General features: G+C 64.5%; 17 protein-coding genes and 2 pseudogenes. 7 read left to right on the plus strand and 12 right to left on the minus strand.

Features of this window, described 5'->3' with window-relative positions:
• The first annotated feature begins 21 nt into the window (after positions 1-21).
• From GM910_RS15685 to GM910_RS15695, 3 genes are all read left to right on the plus strand, one after another.
• Positions 22-747 carry a BON domain-containing protein gene (locus GM910_RS15685; protein WP_159588840.1) on the plus strand — a complete coding sequence of 242 codons (726 nt, stop codon included), beginning with the start codon at positions 22-24 and terminating at the stop codon, positions 745-747.
• A 23-nt stretch (positions 748-770) separates the two neighbouring features.
• Complete coding sequence (locus tag GM910_RS15690) at positions 771-1,190, plus strand: DUF2267 domain-containing protein (RefSeq protein WP_159588842.1); 420 nt, start codon at positions 771-773, stop codon at positions 1,188-1,190.
• A gap of 63 nt (positions 1,191-1,253) precedes the next feature.
• Positions 1,254-1,463, plus strand: a complete 210-nt coding sequence (locus GM910_RS15695; RefSeq protein WP_159588930.1) for a ChaB family protein — start codon at positions 1,254-1,256, stop codon at positions 1,461-1,463.
• Between the two features lie 15 nt (positions 1,464-1,478).
• Here the strand turns inward: GM910_RS15695 and GM910_RS15700 are convergent, their stop codons facing one another.
• The 9 genes from GM910_RS15700 to GM910_RS15740 form a co-directional block, all read right to left on the minus strand.
• Complete coding sequence (locus tag GM910_RS15700) at positions 1,479-3,335, minus strand: adenosylcobalamin-dependent ribonucleoside-diphosphate reductase (RefSeq protein WP_201285515.1); 1,857 nt, start codon at positions 3,333-3,335, stop codon at positions 1,479-1,481.
• A gap of 16 nt (positions 3,336-3,351) precedes the next feature.
• Entirely contained in the window at positions 3,352-3,594 is a 243-nt protein-coding gene (locus tag GM910_RS15705) for an acyl carrier protein (RefSeq protein ID WP_159588844.1), read from the minus strand.
• The gene (locus tag GM910_RS15710) at positions 3,591-4,811 is read right to left on the minus strand and encodes a dihydrolipoamide acetyltransferase family protein (protein ID WP_159588846.1); all 1,221 of its coding nucleotides are present in this window, start codon (positions 4,809-4,811) and stop codon (positions 3,591-3,593) included. Before GM910_RS15710 ends, GM910_RS15705 begins: the two co-directional genes overlap by 4 nt.
• Positions 4,808-5,815, minus strand: coding sequence for an alpha-ketoacid dehydrogenase subunit beta (locus tag GM910_RS15715; RefSeq protein WP_246226169.1), 1,008 nt, complete (start codon positions 5,813-5,815; stop codon positions 4,808-4,810). The genes GM910_RS15710 and GM910_RS15715 overlap by 4 nt, the downstream gene beginning before the upstream one ends.
• Entirely contained in the window at positions 5,812-6,798 is a 987-nt protein-coding gene (gene pdhA / locus GM910_RS15720; protein ID WP_159588848.1) for a pyruvate dehydrogenase (acetyl-transferring) E1 component subunit alpha, read from the minus strand. The genes GM910_RS15715 and pdhA overlap by 4 nt, the downstream gene beginning before the upstream one ends.
• Entirely contained in the window at positions 6,795-8,585 is a 1,791-nt protein-coding gene (gene acsA, locus GM910_RS15725; RefSeq protein ID WP_159588850.1) for an acetate--CoA ligase, read from the minus strand. Before acsA ends, pdhA begins: the two co-directional genes overlap by 4 nt.
• A gap of 81 nt (positions 8,586-8,666) precedes the next feature.
• On the minus strand, positions 8,667-8,822 hold the full coding sequence (locus GM910_RS15730; protein WP_159588852.1) for an archease: 156 nt from the start codon (positions 8,820-8,822) through the stop codon (positions 8,667-8,669).
• On the minus strand, positions 8,819-9,385 hold the full coding sequence (locus GM910_RS15735) for an HPF/RaiA family ribosome-associated protein (RefSeq protein WP_159588854.1): 567 nt from the start codon (positions 9,383-9,385) through the stop codon (positions 8,819-8,821). The genes GM910_RS15730 and GM910_RS15735 overlap by 4 nt, the downstream gene beginning before the upstream one ends.
• A 108-nt stretch (positions 9,386-9,493) precedes the next feature.
• On the minus strand, positions 9,494-9,739 hold the full coding sequence (locus GM910_RS15740) for a CBS domain-containing protein (protein ID WP_159588856.1): 246 nt from the start codon (positions 9,737-9,739) through the stop codon (positions 9,494-9,496).
• A 222-nt stretch (positions 9,740-9,961) separates the two neighbouring features.
• On the opposite strand from GM910_RS15740, the gene GM910_RS15745 reads away from it, so the two are divergent.
• Entirely contained in the window at positions 9,962-10,540 is a 579-nt protein-coding gene (locus tag GM910_RS15745) for a PHP domain-containing protein (protein WP_246226171.1), read from the plus strand.
• Between the two features lie 258 nt (positions 10,541-10,798).
• Here the strand turns inward: GM910_RS15745 and GM910_RS15750 are convergent, their stop codons facing one another.
• The 3 genes and pseudogenes from GM910_RS15750 to GM910_RS27635 all read right to left on the minus strand — a co-directional run.
• Positions 10,799-12,688, minus strand: a complete 1,890-nt coding sequence (locus GM910_RS15750) for a heavy metal translocating P-type ATPase (protein ID WP_246226173.1) — start codon at positions 12,686-12,688, stop codon at positions 10,799-10,801.
• Positions 12,689-12,691: 3 nt separating this feature from the next.
• Positions 12,692-13,078 (minus strand): DUF302 domain-containing protein, encoded by a 387-nt coding sequence (locus GM910_RS26960; protein ID WP_201285522.1) that lies wholly within the window; start codon positions 13,076-13,078, stop codon positions 12,692-12,694.
• A 180-nt stretch (positions 13,079-13,258) separates the two neighbouring features.
• Positions 13,259-13,423: pseudogene (locus GM910_RS27635) on the minus strand (NUDIX hydrolase); the annotation flags it as partial.
• 155 nt (positions 13,424-13,578) lie between these two features.
• Here GM910_RS27635 and GM910_RS15760 point away from each other — a divergent pair.
• The 3 genes and pseudogenes from GM910_RS15760 to GM910_RS27845 all read left to right on the plus strand — a co-directional run.
• Positions 13,579-14,034: a universal stress protein gene (locus GM910_RS15760; protein ID WP_159588860.1), complete on the plus strand. Its 456-nt coding sequence runs from the start codon at positions 13,579-13,581 to the stop codon at positions 14,032-14,034.
• Positions 14,035-14,222: 188 nt separating this feature from the next.
• Positions 14,223-14,996 (plus strand): ZIP family metal transporter, encoded by a 774-nt coding sequence (locus GM910_RS15765; RefSeq protein WP_159588862.1) that lies wholly within the window; start codon positions 14,223-14,225, stop codon positions 14,994-14,996.
• Between the two features lie 899 nt (positions 14,997-15,895).
• A pseudogene (locus GM910_RS27845) lies at positions 15,896-15,967 on the plus strand (hypothetical protein); the annotation flags it as partial.
• Between the last annotated feature and the right edge of the window lie 15 nt (positions 15,968-15,982).

Genomic DNA, 15,982 nt, shown 5'->3' on the forward strand with positions numbered 1-15,982 from the left:
TGGCTTGCGGAGAACCAGGTGATGGAAGATGCCGAACTTGTGCAGCACGCGCTCAAGGCACTGCGGAGCGAGCCGCGCATAGGTCGGCAGTTCAAGCCAGACCTTATCCGGCTCGAAGCCGATGGAGCGATCCTGATCGAGGGAGAAGTGAATACGGTCGCGCAGAAGCGGCTCGCTCTGGAGCGGCTTGCAGCGATTCCCGGTATCAACGGCATCGTCGATCGGCTCCACCTGCGGCCGCCCGTTCCGATGAGCGACGACGGTATCCTCGATCATCTGCGAAAAACCTTCATTCAGGAGTCGGCATTCACAGGCGCGCGGATAGCCGAAAGGCAAGGTGAAAGGGCGGTCTTGGTTCGTGGTTCGCCTTATCACGAATTTGGCACGATCGAGTTCGAAGTCGAGAACGGCGTCGTGACATTGAACGGTTCGGTGCCGAGCCTCACATCGAAGCGTCTGGCTGGTGTGCTTGCATGGTGGGTGCCCGGGAGCCGGGACGTCATCAACGGAATCGCCGTCAATCCGCCGGAAGAGGATGCTCCGATTCTCATCGAGGAAGCGGTTCGCATCGCTCTTGAGAAGGACCGCTTTGTGGATGCCTCCCAGGTTCGTGTGGGTATCAGAGGCCGGATCGCTCGCCTCACGGGACTCGTGAAGGCGAGCGAGATGCGCTACGCGGCCGAAGCCGATGCCTGGTACGTCTTCGGAGTTGATGACGTCGTCAACGAGATCGAGGTCAAGGCGTAGACGCCACGAGGAGAGATCGACCGGTGACAGTTACCCAAGAGGTGCGCAAGGCTGTCGAGGACACCACAAGCTGGATCGATGACCTGATGCAGCGCCTAGGATGGCACGAGAGTGACCATGCCTACCTGGCTCTCGTTGCAGGCTTGCATGCGCTTCGCGATGCTCTGGGGCGAGACGAAGCGATCTCCTTGGGCGCGCAACTACCGCCGCTGCTGCGCGGACTTTACTATGAGGGCTGGCATCCCGGCCAACACGCTGCTGCCCGAGGCAGGGGTGCATTTCTGGAACGGATCCACGACGGCGTCCATCGGAGTCCCGCGATCGACGCCGAACGGGTCGCCCGTGCGCTGCTTGCCTTGCTGGCAGCACGGCTGTCCGCCCCGGAGCTCGAAAATGCAAAGGCGGCAACGCCACCTGCGCTTCACTATCTCTGGCCGGATTGAGCCTGAATTGCCGAAGGAAGAGGGAAATGCGCACGGTTGCAGAGCAAGAATCTGGAGCGGCCAGTGCCCTACGCCACGAATGCTCACCTCCCGCCATCGGTGCGACGATCCCTGCCGGAGCATGCGCAGGATATCTATCGCGAGGCGTTCAACCAAGCATTCGCGGCGCATGAGGGTGATCCACGTCAGGAGGCGGCATCGCACAGGATTGCCTGGGGCGCCGTCAAGCGTTCCTACGTCAAGACCAGCGAGGGGTGGGTCGTGCCGTCATAGATTCCAGCCGGCGCGTCAATCAGCCTCGCGCTCCATGACGCAGCAATGCGGCGCATTGGCCCCCTCGTTTCCAGCGCTCAATATCGCGGCGCGGGCAGGTGAGACGCGAAAAGTCGTGCAGCCCTTCAGGCCAAGGTCATACGCCATGTCGTAGACGCCGCGAAAGTCCTCGAATGACGTTTCTTCCGCGACGTTGATCGTCTTGGAGATGGCGTTGTCGACAAAGGGTTGCAGCGCCGCCTGCATCAGAAGATGCTCCCTGGGAGAAAGTTCGGCAGCCGAGCGGAAGGCGGGCGGCAGCCGGCTCTGCGAAGGCAGCCGAGTCCTTTGCCACGACGCCACCGCTCGGTCGGTCAGTTCGAAGGCACGGACATCACCGGACGCGTCCAGCACGTTGCGACTGTAGCCGGCCGCGAAGGCGGGTTCGATCCCGCTCGATATGTTGTTGGCGAGAAGGCTGATGGAGCCGGTCGGCGCAATGGCGATCAGGTGGCTGTTGCGAATGCCGTGCTTTGCGACGGCATCGCGAATGTCTGCAGGAAGGCCGGCAATGAACGGGCTCGACAGATAGCCGTCTCGGGCGAAGGCTGGAAACATGCCCTTCTCCGCGGCAAGCTCGATCGAGGTTCGGTAGGCGGCAAGGCAGACGGTCCGCATGATTCCTGTCGCGACCGCCCGTGCTTCCTCGCTGCCGTAGTCGAGGCCGAGCATGACGAGGGCATCGGCCAATCCCGTGATGCCAAGCCCGATCCTCCTCGTGTTGCGGGCCGCCTCTGCCTCTCGGCGCAAGGGGAAGCGTGACACGTCGATCACGTCGTCGAGGAAACGGGTCGCAAGCCTCGCGGTCTCCGCAAGCGTATCCTCGTCGAGCCGGGCGCCGGCGCTGAAAGGCTCGCGGACGAATTGGGTCAAGTTGATGGAGCCGAGGTCGCAGGCTCCATAAGGGGGCAGGGGGATTTCGCCGCAGGGGTTCGTCGCCGTGAGCCGCTCGCGATAGTGAAGATTGTTGAGCCGATTGATGCAATCGATGAACAGGACACCCGGTTCCGCATGGTCATAGGTCGCCCGCAGGATGCTGTCCCACAGATTGCGTGCCCTAAGGCGCCGATGCACCCGGCAGCGCATGGCGCCTTCGCGGCCGGTCCAGTCGCGAAGGACGACCTCCTCGCCCGGTGGCTCTCCGCCGGCTGCCGGAAAGACCAGGGCCCACTCCCGGTCCGCGCGCACGGCTGCCATGAAGGCATCGCTCACCTGCACGGAGAGATTGAAATGGCACAGCGCGCCCGGCGCCTGCTTGGCTGTGACGAAGGTCTCGATGTCGGGATGGTCGCAGCGTAATGTGGCCATCATCGCCCCGCGGCGCGAGCCCGTCGAAAGCATAGTCGCGCACATTGAATCCCACAGGCCCATGAAGGAGACCGGGCCGGAGGCGATCGAGCCGACCCCACGCGCTGGCGTGCCGCGCGGGCGCAGGCTCGAGAAGTCGTAGCCCACACCGCCGCCTTGCTGCATGGTGATCGCCCCCTCGCGCAGCGCGCCGAAGATGCCGTCGATGGAATCCCCGATCGTTCCCATCACGAAGCAATTGAAGAGCGTCACCTTGAACCCGGTGCCCGCGCCTGCAAGGATGCGTCCGCCAGGCAGGAAGCGGAAGCCGTCGAGCAGGGTCAGGAAGGCGGCTTGCCATCTCTGCCGGTCCGCCGGCTCCGCCCGGGAGATTGCGCGGGCGACGCGCCGCCAGGTGTCGCGGACCGTGTCGTCCACGATCCTGTCGCCCGCACGGCCGCGATACTTGCTTTCCCAGATGAAGCGCGAGACTTCCGCCTCCAATGGGTCTGACTTCATGCCGTTGCCGCTTGCCGTCAGGTTCATCGCGCGCACCCTTCGGCTACGCGCTCCCCGCGAGATATGCAACAACGCCGTCCATCGTGAACAGCTTCGGATAGTCCTCTTCGGGGATCGCCACGCCGGTTCGCTTGTTGAGGGCGATGATGAAGTTGAGGAAATCCATGGAATCAATGTCGAGTGCTGCGCGGATGTCGCTGCCGCCGGCAAGTGCTGCCGGATCCGTTTCCGGTGCGATGTCGGAAAGGATCTCGCTGGCGAGCTTGCGGATTTCAGCTTCGGTCATAGGGATACGGGCTCCTGCAGAAAGCGGTCGACGGCGGAAAGAAACAGGCCGCCGGCATGGCCGTCGCTCGCCCGATGGTCGGCGGCAAGCGAGGCCGTGACGAGGGGGCGGGCGGTGACATCCCCGTCGACGACCCACGGACGCACGACAGTCCGGCCGAAGCCCATAATGGCGACCTGCGGCGGATAGATGACCCCGAAAGCCGATTCCGCGCCGCGCTCGCCGAGGCTGGTGACCGTGAAGGTCGGGTCCATCATCTCCGAGCCCCGGATGCCGCCGCCGCGGGCGCGCGCCACGAGATCGCGCAGCGCTTCCATCAGGCTGGGCAGCGCGTACCGGTCCACCTCGTGAATAGCGGGCGCGATGAGGCCGCCGCCGCGCAGCGCAATCGCCCAGCCGATATGGATGCCGTCGGCCGGGCGGAAACGGTTGTTCTCCCAGAAGCCGTTGAGTTGCGGATGCTCGCGCAGCGCCAGCGCCGTCGCCTTGAGGAAGAGGACGGCCGGCAGCAGCCGCTCCTCGGGCCTGCGCTCCCTGTTGAAGGCTTCCATCCAGGCGAGCGGCCGGCTCATGTCGATGGTGCTCGAAAGATAATAATGCGGAATCTCCCGCTTCGAGCGCGCCATGGCGGTCGCGATGGCCTGACGCATCTGGTCCGGGTCGAAGCCCGTCCGGCGCACGGCGGGAGCGGCGGCGGGGGAGGGCGCCTTTGCCGACATGCCCTTTGCTGCCGCCAGTTCCACATCCGCAAGCGTGACCGAGCCGTCGATGCCGGTGCCGTTGAGCATGTCCGGATCGATGCCGAGTTCGCCTGCTCGACGACGGGCGACGGGGCTGATCTTTGTCCGTCCGCGGGATGGCACCGGCGATGGCCGAGGCACGGGGGCAGCCTTCGCAGGTGCCGGTTTGAGTGCGGCCGGCTTCTTGATGGGAACCTTCGGCTCTTCTTCGGCGGCCTTTGCGGGTACGGCGGGCTCTTCTCCCGGCGCGGCGATGCGCGCAAGAAGCGCACCGACCGGCAACTCCTCGCCCTCCTTCGCGCACAACTCCGAGACGACGCCATCCTCGAAGATGTCGATCTCGAACGCGCCCTTGTAGGTCTCGACGACCGCGACGACATCGCCCTTCTTTACCGCGCTGCCGGGCTTGACGAGCCACTGGACAAGCTTCCCGCTCTCCATGTCGGCGCCCAGCGATGGCATCACGAAGTCGCTCATCGCGGTTTCACCAGATTGCGGGCAGCATCCGCGATCTGCGCGGTCTGCGGCAACGCCGCCTCCTCCATATGCGCCGCGTAGGGGACAGGCGCCTCGCGGCTGCAGATGCGCCGGATCGGGGCATCAAGCTCGAAGAACAGCTCCTCCGACAGGCGCGCGGCGATCTCGGCGGAGATTGACCCGCTCTTCCAGCCCTCGTCGACGATGACGCAGCGCCGGGTGCGGGCGACGGTTTCGAAGATCGTCGCATTGTCGAGAGGACGCAGCACGCGCAAGTCGACCACCTCCGCATCGATTCCCTCTTCGGCAAGCGTCTCGGCGGCGGCAAGAGCCTTCGGCAGGCTGTTGCCGTAGGCAAGGATGCTCACGTCGCGTCCGGGCCTGCGCATCTTCGCCCTGGCGATGTCGACCTCCATCACGTCCGGGTCCAGCTCGCCTTCGGCGTTGTAGAGGACGATGTGCTCGAAAATCAGCACGGGATTGGGATCGGCGAGCGCCGCCTTCAGCATGTACCGTGCGTCCTCGACCGTGCCGGGCGCCAGCACCTTCAGGCCGGGAATATGGGCGAACCAGCCTTCCAGGCTGTGCGAGTGCTGGGCGGCAAGCTGCCGTCCGGCGCCCGTCGCCATCCGGATCACCAGCGGCACGGCGAACTGCCCGCCCGACATGTGCGGGATGGTGGCGGCGTTGTTCATGATCTGGTCGAGCGCCAGCAGGCTGAAATTGCAGGTCATGATCTCCACGATGGGCCTGAGCCCCGCCATCGCGGCGCCTATGCCCGCGCCGACGAAGGCGCCCTCGGCCAGCGGCGTGTCGCGGATGCGTTCAGGCCCGAACTCGTCGAGCAGGCCCTTGGAGACGGCGTAGCAGCCGCCATAGAGTCCAACATCTTCGCCCATCAGGAAGGTGCGCGCATCGTTGATGAGCGCGTCGCGGATGGCATGCCGGCATGCCTCGCGATAGGTCATCCGGTTCATGCCTTCCCTGGCGCTCCGGTCGTTCATTCCGACACCTCGTCCATTAGCACGAAGCGCTCGAGATCCTCGACGCTCTCCCAGGTTCCCTCTTCCGCGAAGGCCACAGCCTCCTCGATTTCTGCCTCGACCTGCCCCTCGATCTCGCGCAATTCTTCCGGCGAGATCATGTGGTTTTCCTCCAGCCACTTCTGCGTGCGCGGGATGGGATCGCGCTCCTTCCAAAGCTCGATCTCCTCGCGCGTGCGATAAAGCTGGGCGTCGAACATGGAGTGGGCGCGGAAGCGGTAGGTCCGGCATTCGAGAAAGTAGGGACCGTTGCCGTCCCGGATCGATGCCACCGCCTTTCTGGCCGCCGCCTCCACGACGACCGGGTTCATGCCGTCGACGGCTTCCGTCGGCGTGCGGTAGGCGGCCGCCTTGCGGAAGATGTCCGTTTCGGCTTCGGCGAGTTCGAGCGGCATACCCATCGCGTAGAGATTGTTTTCGCAGACGAAGAGCACCGGCAGGTCCCAGAGTTCGGCAAGATTGATGCTCTCGTGAAACGCGCCTTCGCCGGCGGCGCCCTCGCCGAAGAAGCAGGCTGTCACGGCGCCCGGGTGGAGCTGCTTGTCGGCCATGGCGATGCCGATGGCGAGCGGCAGCCCGCCGCCGACGATCGCATTGCCGCCGTAGAAGCGCCTTCGGCGGTCGAAGAAGTGCATCGAGCCGCCGCGCCCGCGGGCGCAGCCCTCCACCTTGCCGTACATTTCAGCCATGAGTGCGCCCATCGGCAGGCCCCTGGCGAGCGCGTGCCCGTGGTCGCGATAGGTGGCCACCACCGCGTCGCGCTCATCGAGCGCCTGCATGACGCCGACGGCAACCGCCTCCTCGCCGTCATAAAGGTGGAGAAAGCCCCTGATCTTCTGCGCCTGGTACAGCTCGGCGCATCTGGCCTCGAACTGCCTGATGCGTAGCATCTGGCGGAACAAGTGCTGGCCGTGCTCGCGGTCGAGATGCGGCTTCTGGCTCATGTCTCGTTGCTTTCCAGTGTCGACAGATCACCCTCCGGCAAGCCCAGTTCGCGCGCCTTCAAGAGCCGCCGCATGATCTTGCCGGAGCGCGTCTTGGGAAGGTTCGCGCAGAAGTCGATCTCCTTGGGCGCCACCGCCGGCCCAAGCCGCTTGCGCGCGTGGCCGTGAAGCTCCTTGCGGAGTTGCTCCGACGGTTCTCGGCCGGGCTTCAGCGCGACGAAGGCCTTGACGATCTCGCCTATGGTAGGATCCGGCTTTCCGATCACACCGGCTTCGGCGACCGCCGGATGCTCCATCAGGGCGCTTTCGACCTCGAAGGGGCCGATCAGATGTCCCGCCGACTTGATGACGTCGTCGGCGCGGCCGACGAACCAGTAGTAGCCATCCTCGTCGCGCCTGGCGAGGTCGCCCGTCAGGTACCAGTCGCCGACGAAGCACTTGGCATAACGCTCCTCCTCGTTGAGGTAGCCCCGCATCATAGAGGGCCATCCCCTCTTGAGCGCCAGTTCGCCCTCGATCATCGGCTCGTCGATCACCTCGACGTTCCGCCCGTCCTTGTGGCGCAGGATCGCCGCTTCGATGCCGGGCAGCGGCACGCCCATGGAGCCGGGTTTGATGTCGAGGGCGGCCAGATTGGCAATCATGATGCCGCCGGTCTCGGTCTGCCACCAATTGTCGTGGAAGGGCAGGCCGAAGGCCTCCAGGCCCCAGACCACCGCCTCTGGATTGAGCGGCTCGCCGACGCTTGCCGCGAAGCGGAGCGCGGACAGATCATAGCTCTTGGCGGCTTGCGCGCCGAGCCGCATCATCATGCGGATGGCGGTGGGCGCGGTGTACCAGACGGTGACGCGCTCGCGCTCGAGGGTGGAATACCACGTCTGGGCGTCGAACTCGGCTTCTAGGACGATGCTGGTGACCCCGTTCGTCAGCGGCGCCAGGATGCCGTAGCTCGTGCCCGTCACCCAGCCGGGATCGGCGGTGCACCAGAAGATGTCGTCCTTATGCAGGTCGAGGGCATAAAAGCCCGTCACATGATGCGCCACCACCGCGCCATGCACATGGATGGCGCCCTTCGGCCGTCCCGTCGTGCCGCTGGTGAAGTGCAGGAGCGCCATGTCCTCGGCACCGGTCGGGCCGATCTCGCAGTCCGCCGACGCGCCGTCCACGAGCACCGACCAGCGGTGGAGGCCGGGGCCTTCGGCCACGCCGTCGCCGACCAGGATGACATGCTCGAGGCTCGGCATCTTCTCGCGCACGCTTTCCACCTTGCGGCGGTAAAGCTCCGGGGTGGTGACGAGGACGCGGCCCTCGCCGATGCCGATCCGCGTCGCGATCGGCTCAGGGCCGAAAGCGGAAAAGAGCGGCGAGGCCACGCAGCGCGCCTTCAACGTGCCGAGTACGGCCACATAGAGTTCGGGCAGCCTTCCCATGAGCACGTAAACCCGCTCCCCGGGCGTGACGCCGAGACCGGCGAGCGCGTTGGCGAAGCGGTTCGTCTCGCGGCAAAGGTCGCTGTAGGTAAGGTCGCGCCGCGCACCCGTCTTGCCGATCCAGCGGATGGCTATCTTGTCGGCCAGGGCGCCCGTCGCATGGCGGTCGACGGCCTCGTGGGCGATATTGCAGCCCCTGCCGCCCGGCAGGCCGTCGAGGAGCTTCCACGCGTCGGCCCAGTCGAAGCGCGAGCGCTCCGCCTCGTAGTCGAGTAGGTTCGGCCGCGGAGAAAGGGCGACCGGATCCTTTCGGATGCGCCGCTCGGATACTTTGGTCAGGGCCTCGATGCCGGACATTGCGCCTCCTCTTCGTCTTTTTCCATCTTCGAGGAATGGCTCGGTGGGGCATTGACGGAGATCAAGGGCGGGTCGGTGCGGTCAACCTTTGACACGGATGAGGGGCCTCATACGCGCCAATGCGGCTTGCTCGAAGGCTTCCGCGACCGAGCCGCCATATCCGCACACGCCGATATCCGCGTCGTGGTGGAAGTGCTCCCACCCTGCCACGCGGGAGGGGTTGCCTGAGGCCGTCATCTGAGGCCGTGCTTTCCCATCAGCCTGACGGTGCTCGCCTGCGACCCCTTTTCGCCTTCCTCTTCGGCAAAGGTCACGCGCACTCCTGGCTTGAGCCGGTCGAATGCACCGGCGAGGACACTGTTTCGGTGAAAGTAGATTTCCTCGCCGTCCTGGGTCGCGATGAAGCCGAACTCGCCCGAGGGGTCGATGCGAGCGATCGTGCCGGTCGGCTGCGGCTCGTGATGCTTCGTCTGACCTTGCAGCTTCCGTGCCTCATCCTGGAGCTGTCGCCGCGCCCGCTTGAAGGTGTCGTTGATCGCGAAGCGGATGTCGGAGTAGCGCTCATCGCTGTGGTTCACCCGGTCGACGGCAACCTCCCTGCCTTCCGGCAGAGACAGATGGACGCGGACGTCGTAGAGCCCGCCCGAACGATGGCGGTGACCAGGGCCGGTCACGACAACGCGGCAACTTGTAATCCGTCCGTAACGGCTTTCCAGTTCCCGCACGTGCTCTTCCAGCAAGTCCTGAATCCAGGGTGAGCCCTCCACCCCGTGAAAGTCCATCTCGACCGGTGTTTCCATGAGTTACGTTCCCGCTGCTCAATCGAAAGGGGACGAGCAGGCACACACTCGCCCGTAAAGAGGCATCAGCGCGCCGCGATTAGGCCGAGCCTCAAGCGTGGTGTTCGCTCACGGCCTGCAATAGGAGATGCCTGCGGACATCACGTCTCGCGCGGTCAAGGCCGAAATGTCGCGGCCGTTCGGCAGGGCGCGGATGGCGATGTCGCGATCCGTCACCATTCCGATCAGGCGGTCATTCTCGCCGACGGGCAGGGCGCCGATGTCCTGTTCCTTCATGATTTTGGCGATCTCGGATACGGGCATCGTCGGCGGAACCCAGGTGGCGCTCTTGTGCATGGCTTCCCAGACTCTCATTGCTTCCTCCTTTCACGAAAGAGAATGAAGGATAGCGCTCTTCTCTCGATGAGGTTTTGACGCCAATCAACGCGGCGCCTTTCATTCAAGCCAAAGTGAACAGATGGCCGTGCACAATGCCGACATAGCTGCGCTCTTCAATCGGATGGCTGACCTCCTCGAGATAGAGGGCGCCAATCCGTTCCGTATCTCGCCGTCAGCGACCATTCCAAGCACGCCACGGTGGCACACGGGCTCGATCCGGAGAGGTTGTCCGCTCAGTTCGATGAGATAGACCGGCTGAACGACCACGTAGAAGGCCTGCAACTGCTCAAGTCCTGCGAGGTCGACATTCTGGCGGACGGAAAGCTCGACCTGCCCGACAGCATCCTCAAGCGCCTCGATTTTACCGTCTGCGCCGTCCACTACCGCTTCGACCTCGATATCGAAGCGCAGACGCGCCGGATTCTGCGGGCGATGGACAACCGCTGCTTCAACATCCTGGCCCATCCCACGGGGCGCCTTCTGGGCGAGCGCCCCGGCTACGCCGTCGACCTCGACCGCGTGATCGACGGCGCCAGGGAACGCGGCTGCTTTCTTGAGATCAACGCGCACCCGACGCGGCTCGACCTCGACGACGTCCACTGCCGGCAGGCAAGGGAGGCTGGGGTGAAACTGTCGATCTCGACGGATGCCCATTCGACCGTTGGGCTGAACGCCATGCGCTACGGGGTCGACCAGGCGCGGCGCGGATGGATCGAAGCAGCCGATGTTCTGAACACCCGGCCCTGGAAGGAACTCAAGCCTCTGTTCTCTCGCTAGGCGCCTGATCCGCCCGTACGCCTGTGACATGCGAGAGGATGTCCGCAACAATCGTTTTCAGGTCGCGCCCAGCGTCGATCCTTGTCCAATCTCGATGCCATAGTCGAATCCATCATCCTCTTCGGTCCCTTCCGCGGACAGCTAGCCAATCAGACAGAATTAACCCGTCCCGAGCATTGCGCGAGGTCAAGGTATGTACTGCCGTTGTCGGTTGTTCGAAAAATCCGATGATTGGGACCCTGGCGAGGAGTCATCTCTTTATGCTGTCTTCCCGCCGAGCGCGCGCAGGGCGTTGAGGATCACTGCCACGTCGATACCCTCTTGCAGAAGGGCGCCGGCGACCGGCGTGATCAGTCCGAAGGCAGCCGCGATCATGGCGATGCCGGACAACGCCAGCCCTGCGACAATGCTCTGCATGGCGATGGCGCGCGTCCGGTGCGCGATCGTCATGGCGTGGCCGAGCGGCAGCAACCGGTCGGTCAGGACCACGACGTCTGCGGCCTGCGAGGATGCCGTGGCGCCGCCGGCTCCCATGGCCACGCCCACGGTTGCCGTCGCCAGCGCCGGCGCGTCGTTGATGCCGTCGCCCATCATCATCGTCGGGGCGTTCCGCATCTCATCGCGGACGGCTGCGACCTTGTCCGCGGGCGTGGCTTCGGCGATCACCGCGTCGAGCCCAAGTTCCGCCGATATACGTTTTGCCGTCTCCGCGTCATCTCCCGTCAAGAGGACGGTCCGCTTAATGCCGGCCAACCTGAGGGCACCAAGCGCATCCTTTGCATCGCTGCGCACCGCGTCGCCGAAGGTGAAGGTGCCAGTGAGGCGGCCGTTCAGGGCGACATAGACTCTGAGGACCGGCTGCCCACGATACCGTTCCTCGCTGTCAAGCATCCAGAAGGGCGGGTGGCTTCTTCCGAGCACGAATCTTCGCGCGCCGGCGCGGATTCGCGTGCCTTCCACGACCCCTTCCAGGCCGGATCCGCGATGTTCCCGCACCACACAGGGGTGTGCGAGGGCCAGGCCACGCTTGCGCGACTCGCCGATGATGGAACCAGCAACGACATGGTGCGAGGCCTGTTCCAGCGACGCCAGGAGCCGTAGCACATCGTCGGGGTTCTGCCCGGGTGCCGTTTCCTCCTCGATGAGATGAACCCCACCGTGGGTGAGCGTACCGGTCTTGTCGAAGACCGCGGTGCGCGCCTGCGCGAGCGCCTCGAGCGCCGCGCTGCCCTTCATGAGGACGCCACCACGTGCCGCCCGCGAGACGCCGCCGATGAAGGCTACAGGTGCAGCGAGGATGAGCGGGCAGGGGGTGGCGACGACGAGCACCGCGAGCGCGCGGATGGGATCGTGCGAAACATACCAGGCGATGCCGGCGACAAACAGTGTCGTCGGAAGAAGAAAGAGGGCGTAGCGGTCGGCCATGCGGATGAACGGCGCCTTTGCGGTCTGCGCTGCGGCGACCATGCGCACGATGCCGGCATAGGTGCTCTGGTCGGCGGGCGCGGAGGCGCGCATCGCAAAGGCCTCGCCGGCATTGACCGTGCCGCTACGCAGGAGGTCGCTCTCGCGGCGGCTTTCCGGCAGCGGTTCGCCTGTGACGGCCGACTCGTCGATGCGCGCCGTAGTGTCGAGGAGCACGCCGTCCACCGGCAGCACTTCCCCCGCCCGCACAAGTAGTTCGTCTCCCGGCCTGACGTCCTCGATGGGCACCGTCTCCAGTGACGGTCCGGCCTTGCGGTGCGCGAAGCGCGGTGACCGGTCAATGAGAGCCGTCAAGTCACGCTCGGCGCGCCCGCGGGCGAAGTCCTCCAGGACCGTTCCGCCGGCATACATGATCGACACGACGATCGCTGCAAGCGACTGACCGAGCAGCAGCGCCGCGGAGATGGAGATGAGCGCGATAGCATCGACGCCAAACCGGCCGATCCAGAAATCGCGCAGGATGGAGACGAAGAGCACCGCTGCGACGGGAAGGGCCGCTGCTGCCCAGATCGTTTCCGGCCGCATGCCGAAGGCCAGCGGCGGCTCGATCGTGAAGCGCAGGATCGAGCCGACGGCCAGGCCGAGCAGAGCGAGGAAAAGCAGTGCCCGTCTGAGAAGGGACTCGGAGAAGATGGACGGCTCTGGCGCGGCCGAGACACGCACCGGCTACAAATCCCGGATCATGTCACGCAGCAGGTGCTGGACCTCACCGGCGATCTCGCCCAGCGCCGGATTGTCCACCGCGGCCATCAATGCCAGCGGATCGACCGCCGCGACCTCGGTCTTGCCTGGTGCGACTTCGCTGACGACCACGTTGCATGGCAGCATGGTGCCGATCTTGTCTTCCTGCTGCAAGGCGCGCCATGCGAAATGCGGGTTACATGCGCCCAGGATCGTATAGGGCCTGAATTCTTCTCCCAGCTTGTTCTTCATGGTCGCGCGCACGTCGATGGTGCTAAGCACGCCGAAACCCTTGGCGGCGAGCGCCTTCGTCACATGCACCGTCGCCTCGTCGAAGGGCATGTCGATCGTCTTGCTGAAATAATAGCTCACGGAGTGTCCTTCCTTGGGCATCCCGGCGAAGGACCTGTTCACCGGTATTGTTGGACTCATTGCCTCATCCGATACCATCGCAAAGGCGGTGACGGATTTTCCGCCGGCCTGACGGATATCTTCGAGCGGAATCAACATATCCGCTACACCCCATCCGGTCTCTTCCGCGAATTCGCGACGCGCCGCGGCTTCAGCCTGCTCGTCATCGCTGTATTCTCCCTTCGCGATCGACCAGGCGCAGTCGTCCCGTTCTTGCCAGAACGGGCCGCCGAGATGCACGAGGAGAACCTGCATTTTCCCGCCTCGCCGTCTGAACGGCAAGATGGCAGCGCTCTTGCGGGCCATGGCTCAACGACCTCCGTGACCGTCTCTCCCACGCCTTCTTGACGCACGTCAAAGCGGGCTACCGCCGATCATGTTCAGCTTCCGCACACTGTGGGAGCAAGCAACGCGTCATGGCAACACATATCAACATTGCCTGATAACATGGAGCGAGCAGCATGAACACAAAGCTCATCTTGTGCGCGACCGATGGTTCCGAGCACGCTTTCAAGGCCCTCGAGTTTGCGGCGGATTTGGCCCGATCGAAGAACGCAGGGCTACTGGTCGTTCATGTCCAGCGGGTGCATGGCAGTGGGCGCATCTCTCCAGAAATGCAGGAACTAGAGCGCATTGAGCAAGTACGCGTGACGGAAGCCGACATTCTGAGGAGTGCGGCCGAGCGTATCGCATCCGAGGGGGCAAAGTTCGCGCAAACCAAGGGCGCGTTGGATGTTGAGAGCCTCGTCGTCGAGGGCGACGCGGCCCGGGGGATCGTCGACACGGCGAAAGCCCGAGACGCCGGCGCGATCGTGATCGGCAGTCGGGGTCTCGGGGATCTGCAGGGCCTTTTGCTTGGAAGCGTGAGCCACAAGGTGGCTCATCTGGCTCCCTGCACCACCATCATCGTGCGCTAGTGGTGAAGGCGGCCTTCTTTATCCCTCACCGTGCCTGCAGCGCTCGTCGAGCTGTGAAGGGCCGAGCCCCGTGCGTAGTCGCACACAGACGGACGCATGCGCCGGCAGGTCTCCAAGAAGCATGATCGCTGGTTGCTCGGATCAACCGGCAGGCGAGGTGACCTCCCGCGCTGGGGCGGGGTGAAACCATGAATATGGTCGCTATTGGCTTTCTCGCCAGTTTCCTCGCCGGTCTGATGACAAGCGTGGGCGCTTTGCCCGCCTTGTTGGGCCGGTCCGTCTCGCAACGTTTGAACGACGTGCTTCTCGGCTTTGCAGCCGGCGTGATGCTATCGGCATCGTTCTTTTCCCTGCTTCTTCCGGGCATGGAGACCGCGGGCAAGATATACGGGGGAAACATGCTTCCGGCAGCGGTCGCAGCGGCCGGGGTGGCCCTTGGCGCAGCCGCGATGGCCGCGATCAACGAGTTCGTTCCCCACGAGCACTTCTTCCAGGGGCGGCAAGGGCCGCAAGCCCGGGCGCTCGCCCGTATCTGGCTCTTTGTCATCGCAATCACGATCCACAATGCGCCCGAAGGGCTTGCCGTGGGCGTCGGCTTCGGCGGCGGTGATACTGCTGGCGGCACCACCCTCGCCATCGGGATCGGGCTGCAGAATCTGCCCGAGGGGCTGGCGGTGGCGCTCGCCCTGATGAGCTGCGACTATTCAAGACTGCATTCCTTCGCGGTGGCAAGCCTCACCGGCCTAGTCGAGCCGCTCACCGGTCTCGCGGGTGCCTATGCAGTCAGCCTGTCACAATTGCTCCTGCCATGGGGCCTGACCTTTGCGGCCGGTGCGATGATCTATGTCATCAGCCATGAGATCATCCCGGATACACACCGCAACGGCTTCGAGAAGGAGGCCACCCTGGGGCTGACAATCGGGCTGGTGGTCATGATGTTCCTGGACGTCGCCATTGGATGACAGAAACCACCCCGGGCGGCGACGCTGTGACGTTTCGGGAGTGTTGTTGATGAAGGTCAATGTCGGCCGCCGTCGGAAGCATTTTGATGTCGTCAGGCGATGAGGCGGGTGCGCTGTGCCGAGACGGTGCCGGTCCGCCGCTGCTACCGGATCTTGGAGAGAAGAAATGGTCATGAACCTGCATGTCGCAGTCCCGACCGAGGCGCGATATGCCATCGACGCCTATCTTCGCAACAGGGAAGGCGATCTGGTGTGCATCGGCGACGCAGTTCGGGCCGTCCGGTGCAGAGCTTCACGCTGCAAGCTGAGCGACCGATAGCTTGGTGATGCCATCGCCGCGACTGCGATATCACGCGGCAATCGATGTCAAAGTCGGCCGACTGTATCGACGCAGCCGTTCCAGTCCGCGCATGAACCGCAAGCACATGCTCAACGTCGATTCGGATCCTTATTTGGTTTCAGGTACAGGAAAGGCAGCTTCCTTCCGCGCCGCCTTGATCTGTCTCAATGGGTAGCCGGGAAGCGCGGGTCCGTATTCGTCACATCGTCAATCGGTTTCACATTTCGACCTGGTTTGACGCGGATCAATGATCGGCGCGGCTGGGCGGCGCACAGTTTCGCCATCGACCGACACGCAACAGATCTGCTCCGCGGTGACGAGTACCAGACGCGGGAACGCCGGCTCGGTGAAAGCCCGCCAAGACCGCGCAATCGCAACCGTTCTCCTCCCGCGCGAGCCTACCATTAGGGAGGCCGGTATGCTGGCATCGCCGTCCGTATCGAACCATGTTCACCAATCCAACACGGAAGTCTCCGAACGATCGTCGTCGGCAGCGTCTTCGCCTGTTCTGGCTTGTCTCGACGCCTCCGCATCGGCGCGAAGGCTCATCCCCCATGCCATGGCGATAGCGGACGCGCTGAACGCGCCGCTGACGCTTCTCCACGTGCTGGGCCTGCCACCGCGGTCGGATGGGCCGGCCGATCCG

It is taken from the genome of Chelativorans xinjiangensis (genome assembly GCF_009812055.1).
GTDB lineage: Bacteria > Pseudomonadota > Alphaproteobacteria > Rhizobiales > Rhizobiaceae > Chelativorans > Chelativorans xinjiangense.

Excerpts from the sequence above, each read along its gene's own strand:
- GM910_RS15765 (WP_159588862.1), top strand. The coding sequence starts at position 14,223 with ATGAATATGGTCGCTATTGGCTTTCTCGCCAGTTTCCTCGCCGGTCTG.
- GM910_RS15700 (WP_201285515.1), bottom strand. The coding sequence starts at position 3,335 with ATGAACCTGACGGCAAGCGGCAACGGCATGAAGTCAGACCCATTGGAG.
- GM910_RS15735 (WP_159588854.1), bottom strand. The coding sequence starts at position 9,385 with ATGGAAACACCGGTCGAGATGGACTTTCACGGGGTGGAGGGCTCACCC.
- GM910_RS15760 (WP_159588860.1), top strand. The coding sequence starts at position 13,579 with ATGAACACAAAGCTCATCTTGTGCGCGACCGATGGTTCCGAGCACGCT.
- GM910_RS15740 (WP_159588856.1), bottom strand. The coding sequence starts at position 9,739 with ATGAGAGTCTGGGAAGCCATGCACAAGAGCGCCACCTGGGTTCCGCCG.
- GM910_RS15710 (WP_159588846.1), bottom strand. The coding sequence starts at position 4,811 with ATGAGCGACTTCGTGATGCCATCGCTGGGCGCCGACATGGAGAGCGGG.
- GM910_RS15685 (WP_159588840.1), top strand. The coding sequence starts at position 22 with ATGGAAGATGCCGAACTTGTGCAGCACGCGCTCAAGGCACTGCGGAGC.
- GM910_RS15705 (WP_159588844.1), bottom strand. The coding sequence starts at position 3,594 with ATGACCGAAGCTGAAATCCGCAAGCTCGCCAGCGAGATCCTTTCCGAC.
- acsA (WP_159588850.1), bottom strand. The coding sequence starts at position 8,585 with ATGTCCGGCATCGAGGCCCTGACCAAAGTATCCGAGCGGCGCATCCGA.
- pdhA (WP_159588848.1), bottom strand. The coding sequence starts at position 6,798 with ATGAGCCAGAAGCCGCATCTCGACCGCGAGCACGGCCAGCACTTGTTC.
- GM910_RS15730 (WP_159588852.1), bottom strand. The coding sequence starts at position 8,822 with ATGACGGCCTCAGGCAACCCCTCCCGCGTGGCAGGGTGGGAGCACTTC.
- GM910_RS15715 (WP_246226169.1), bottom strand. The coding sequence starts at position 5,815 with ATGAACGACCGGAGCGCCAGGGAAGGCATGAACCGGATGACCTATCGC.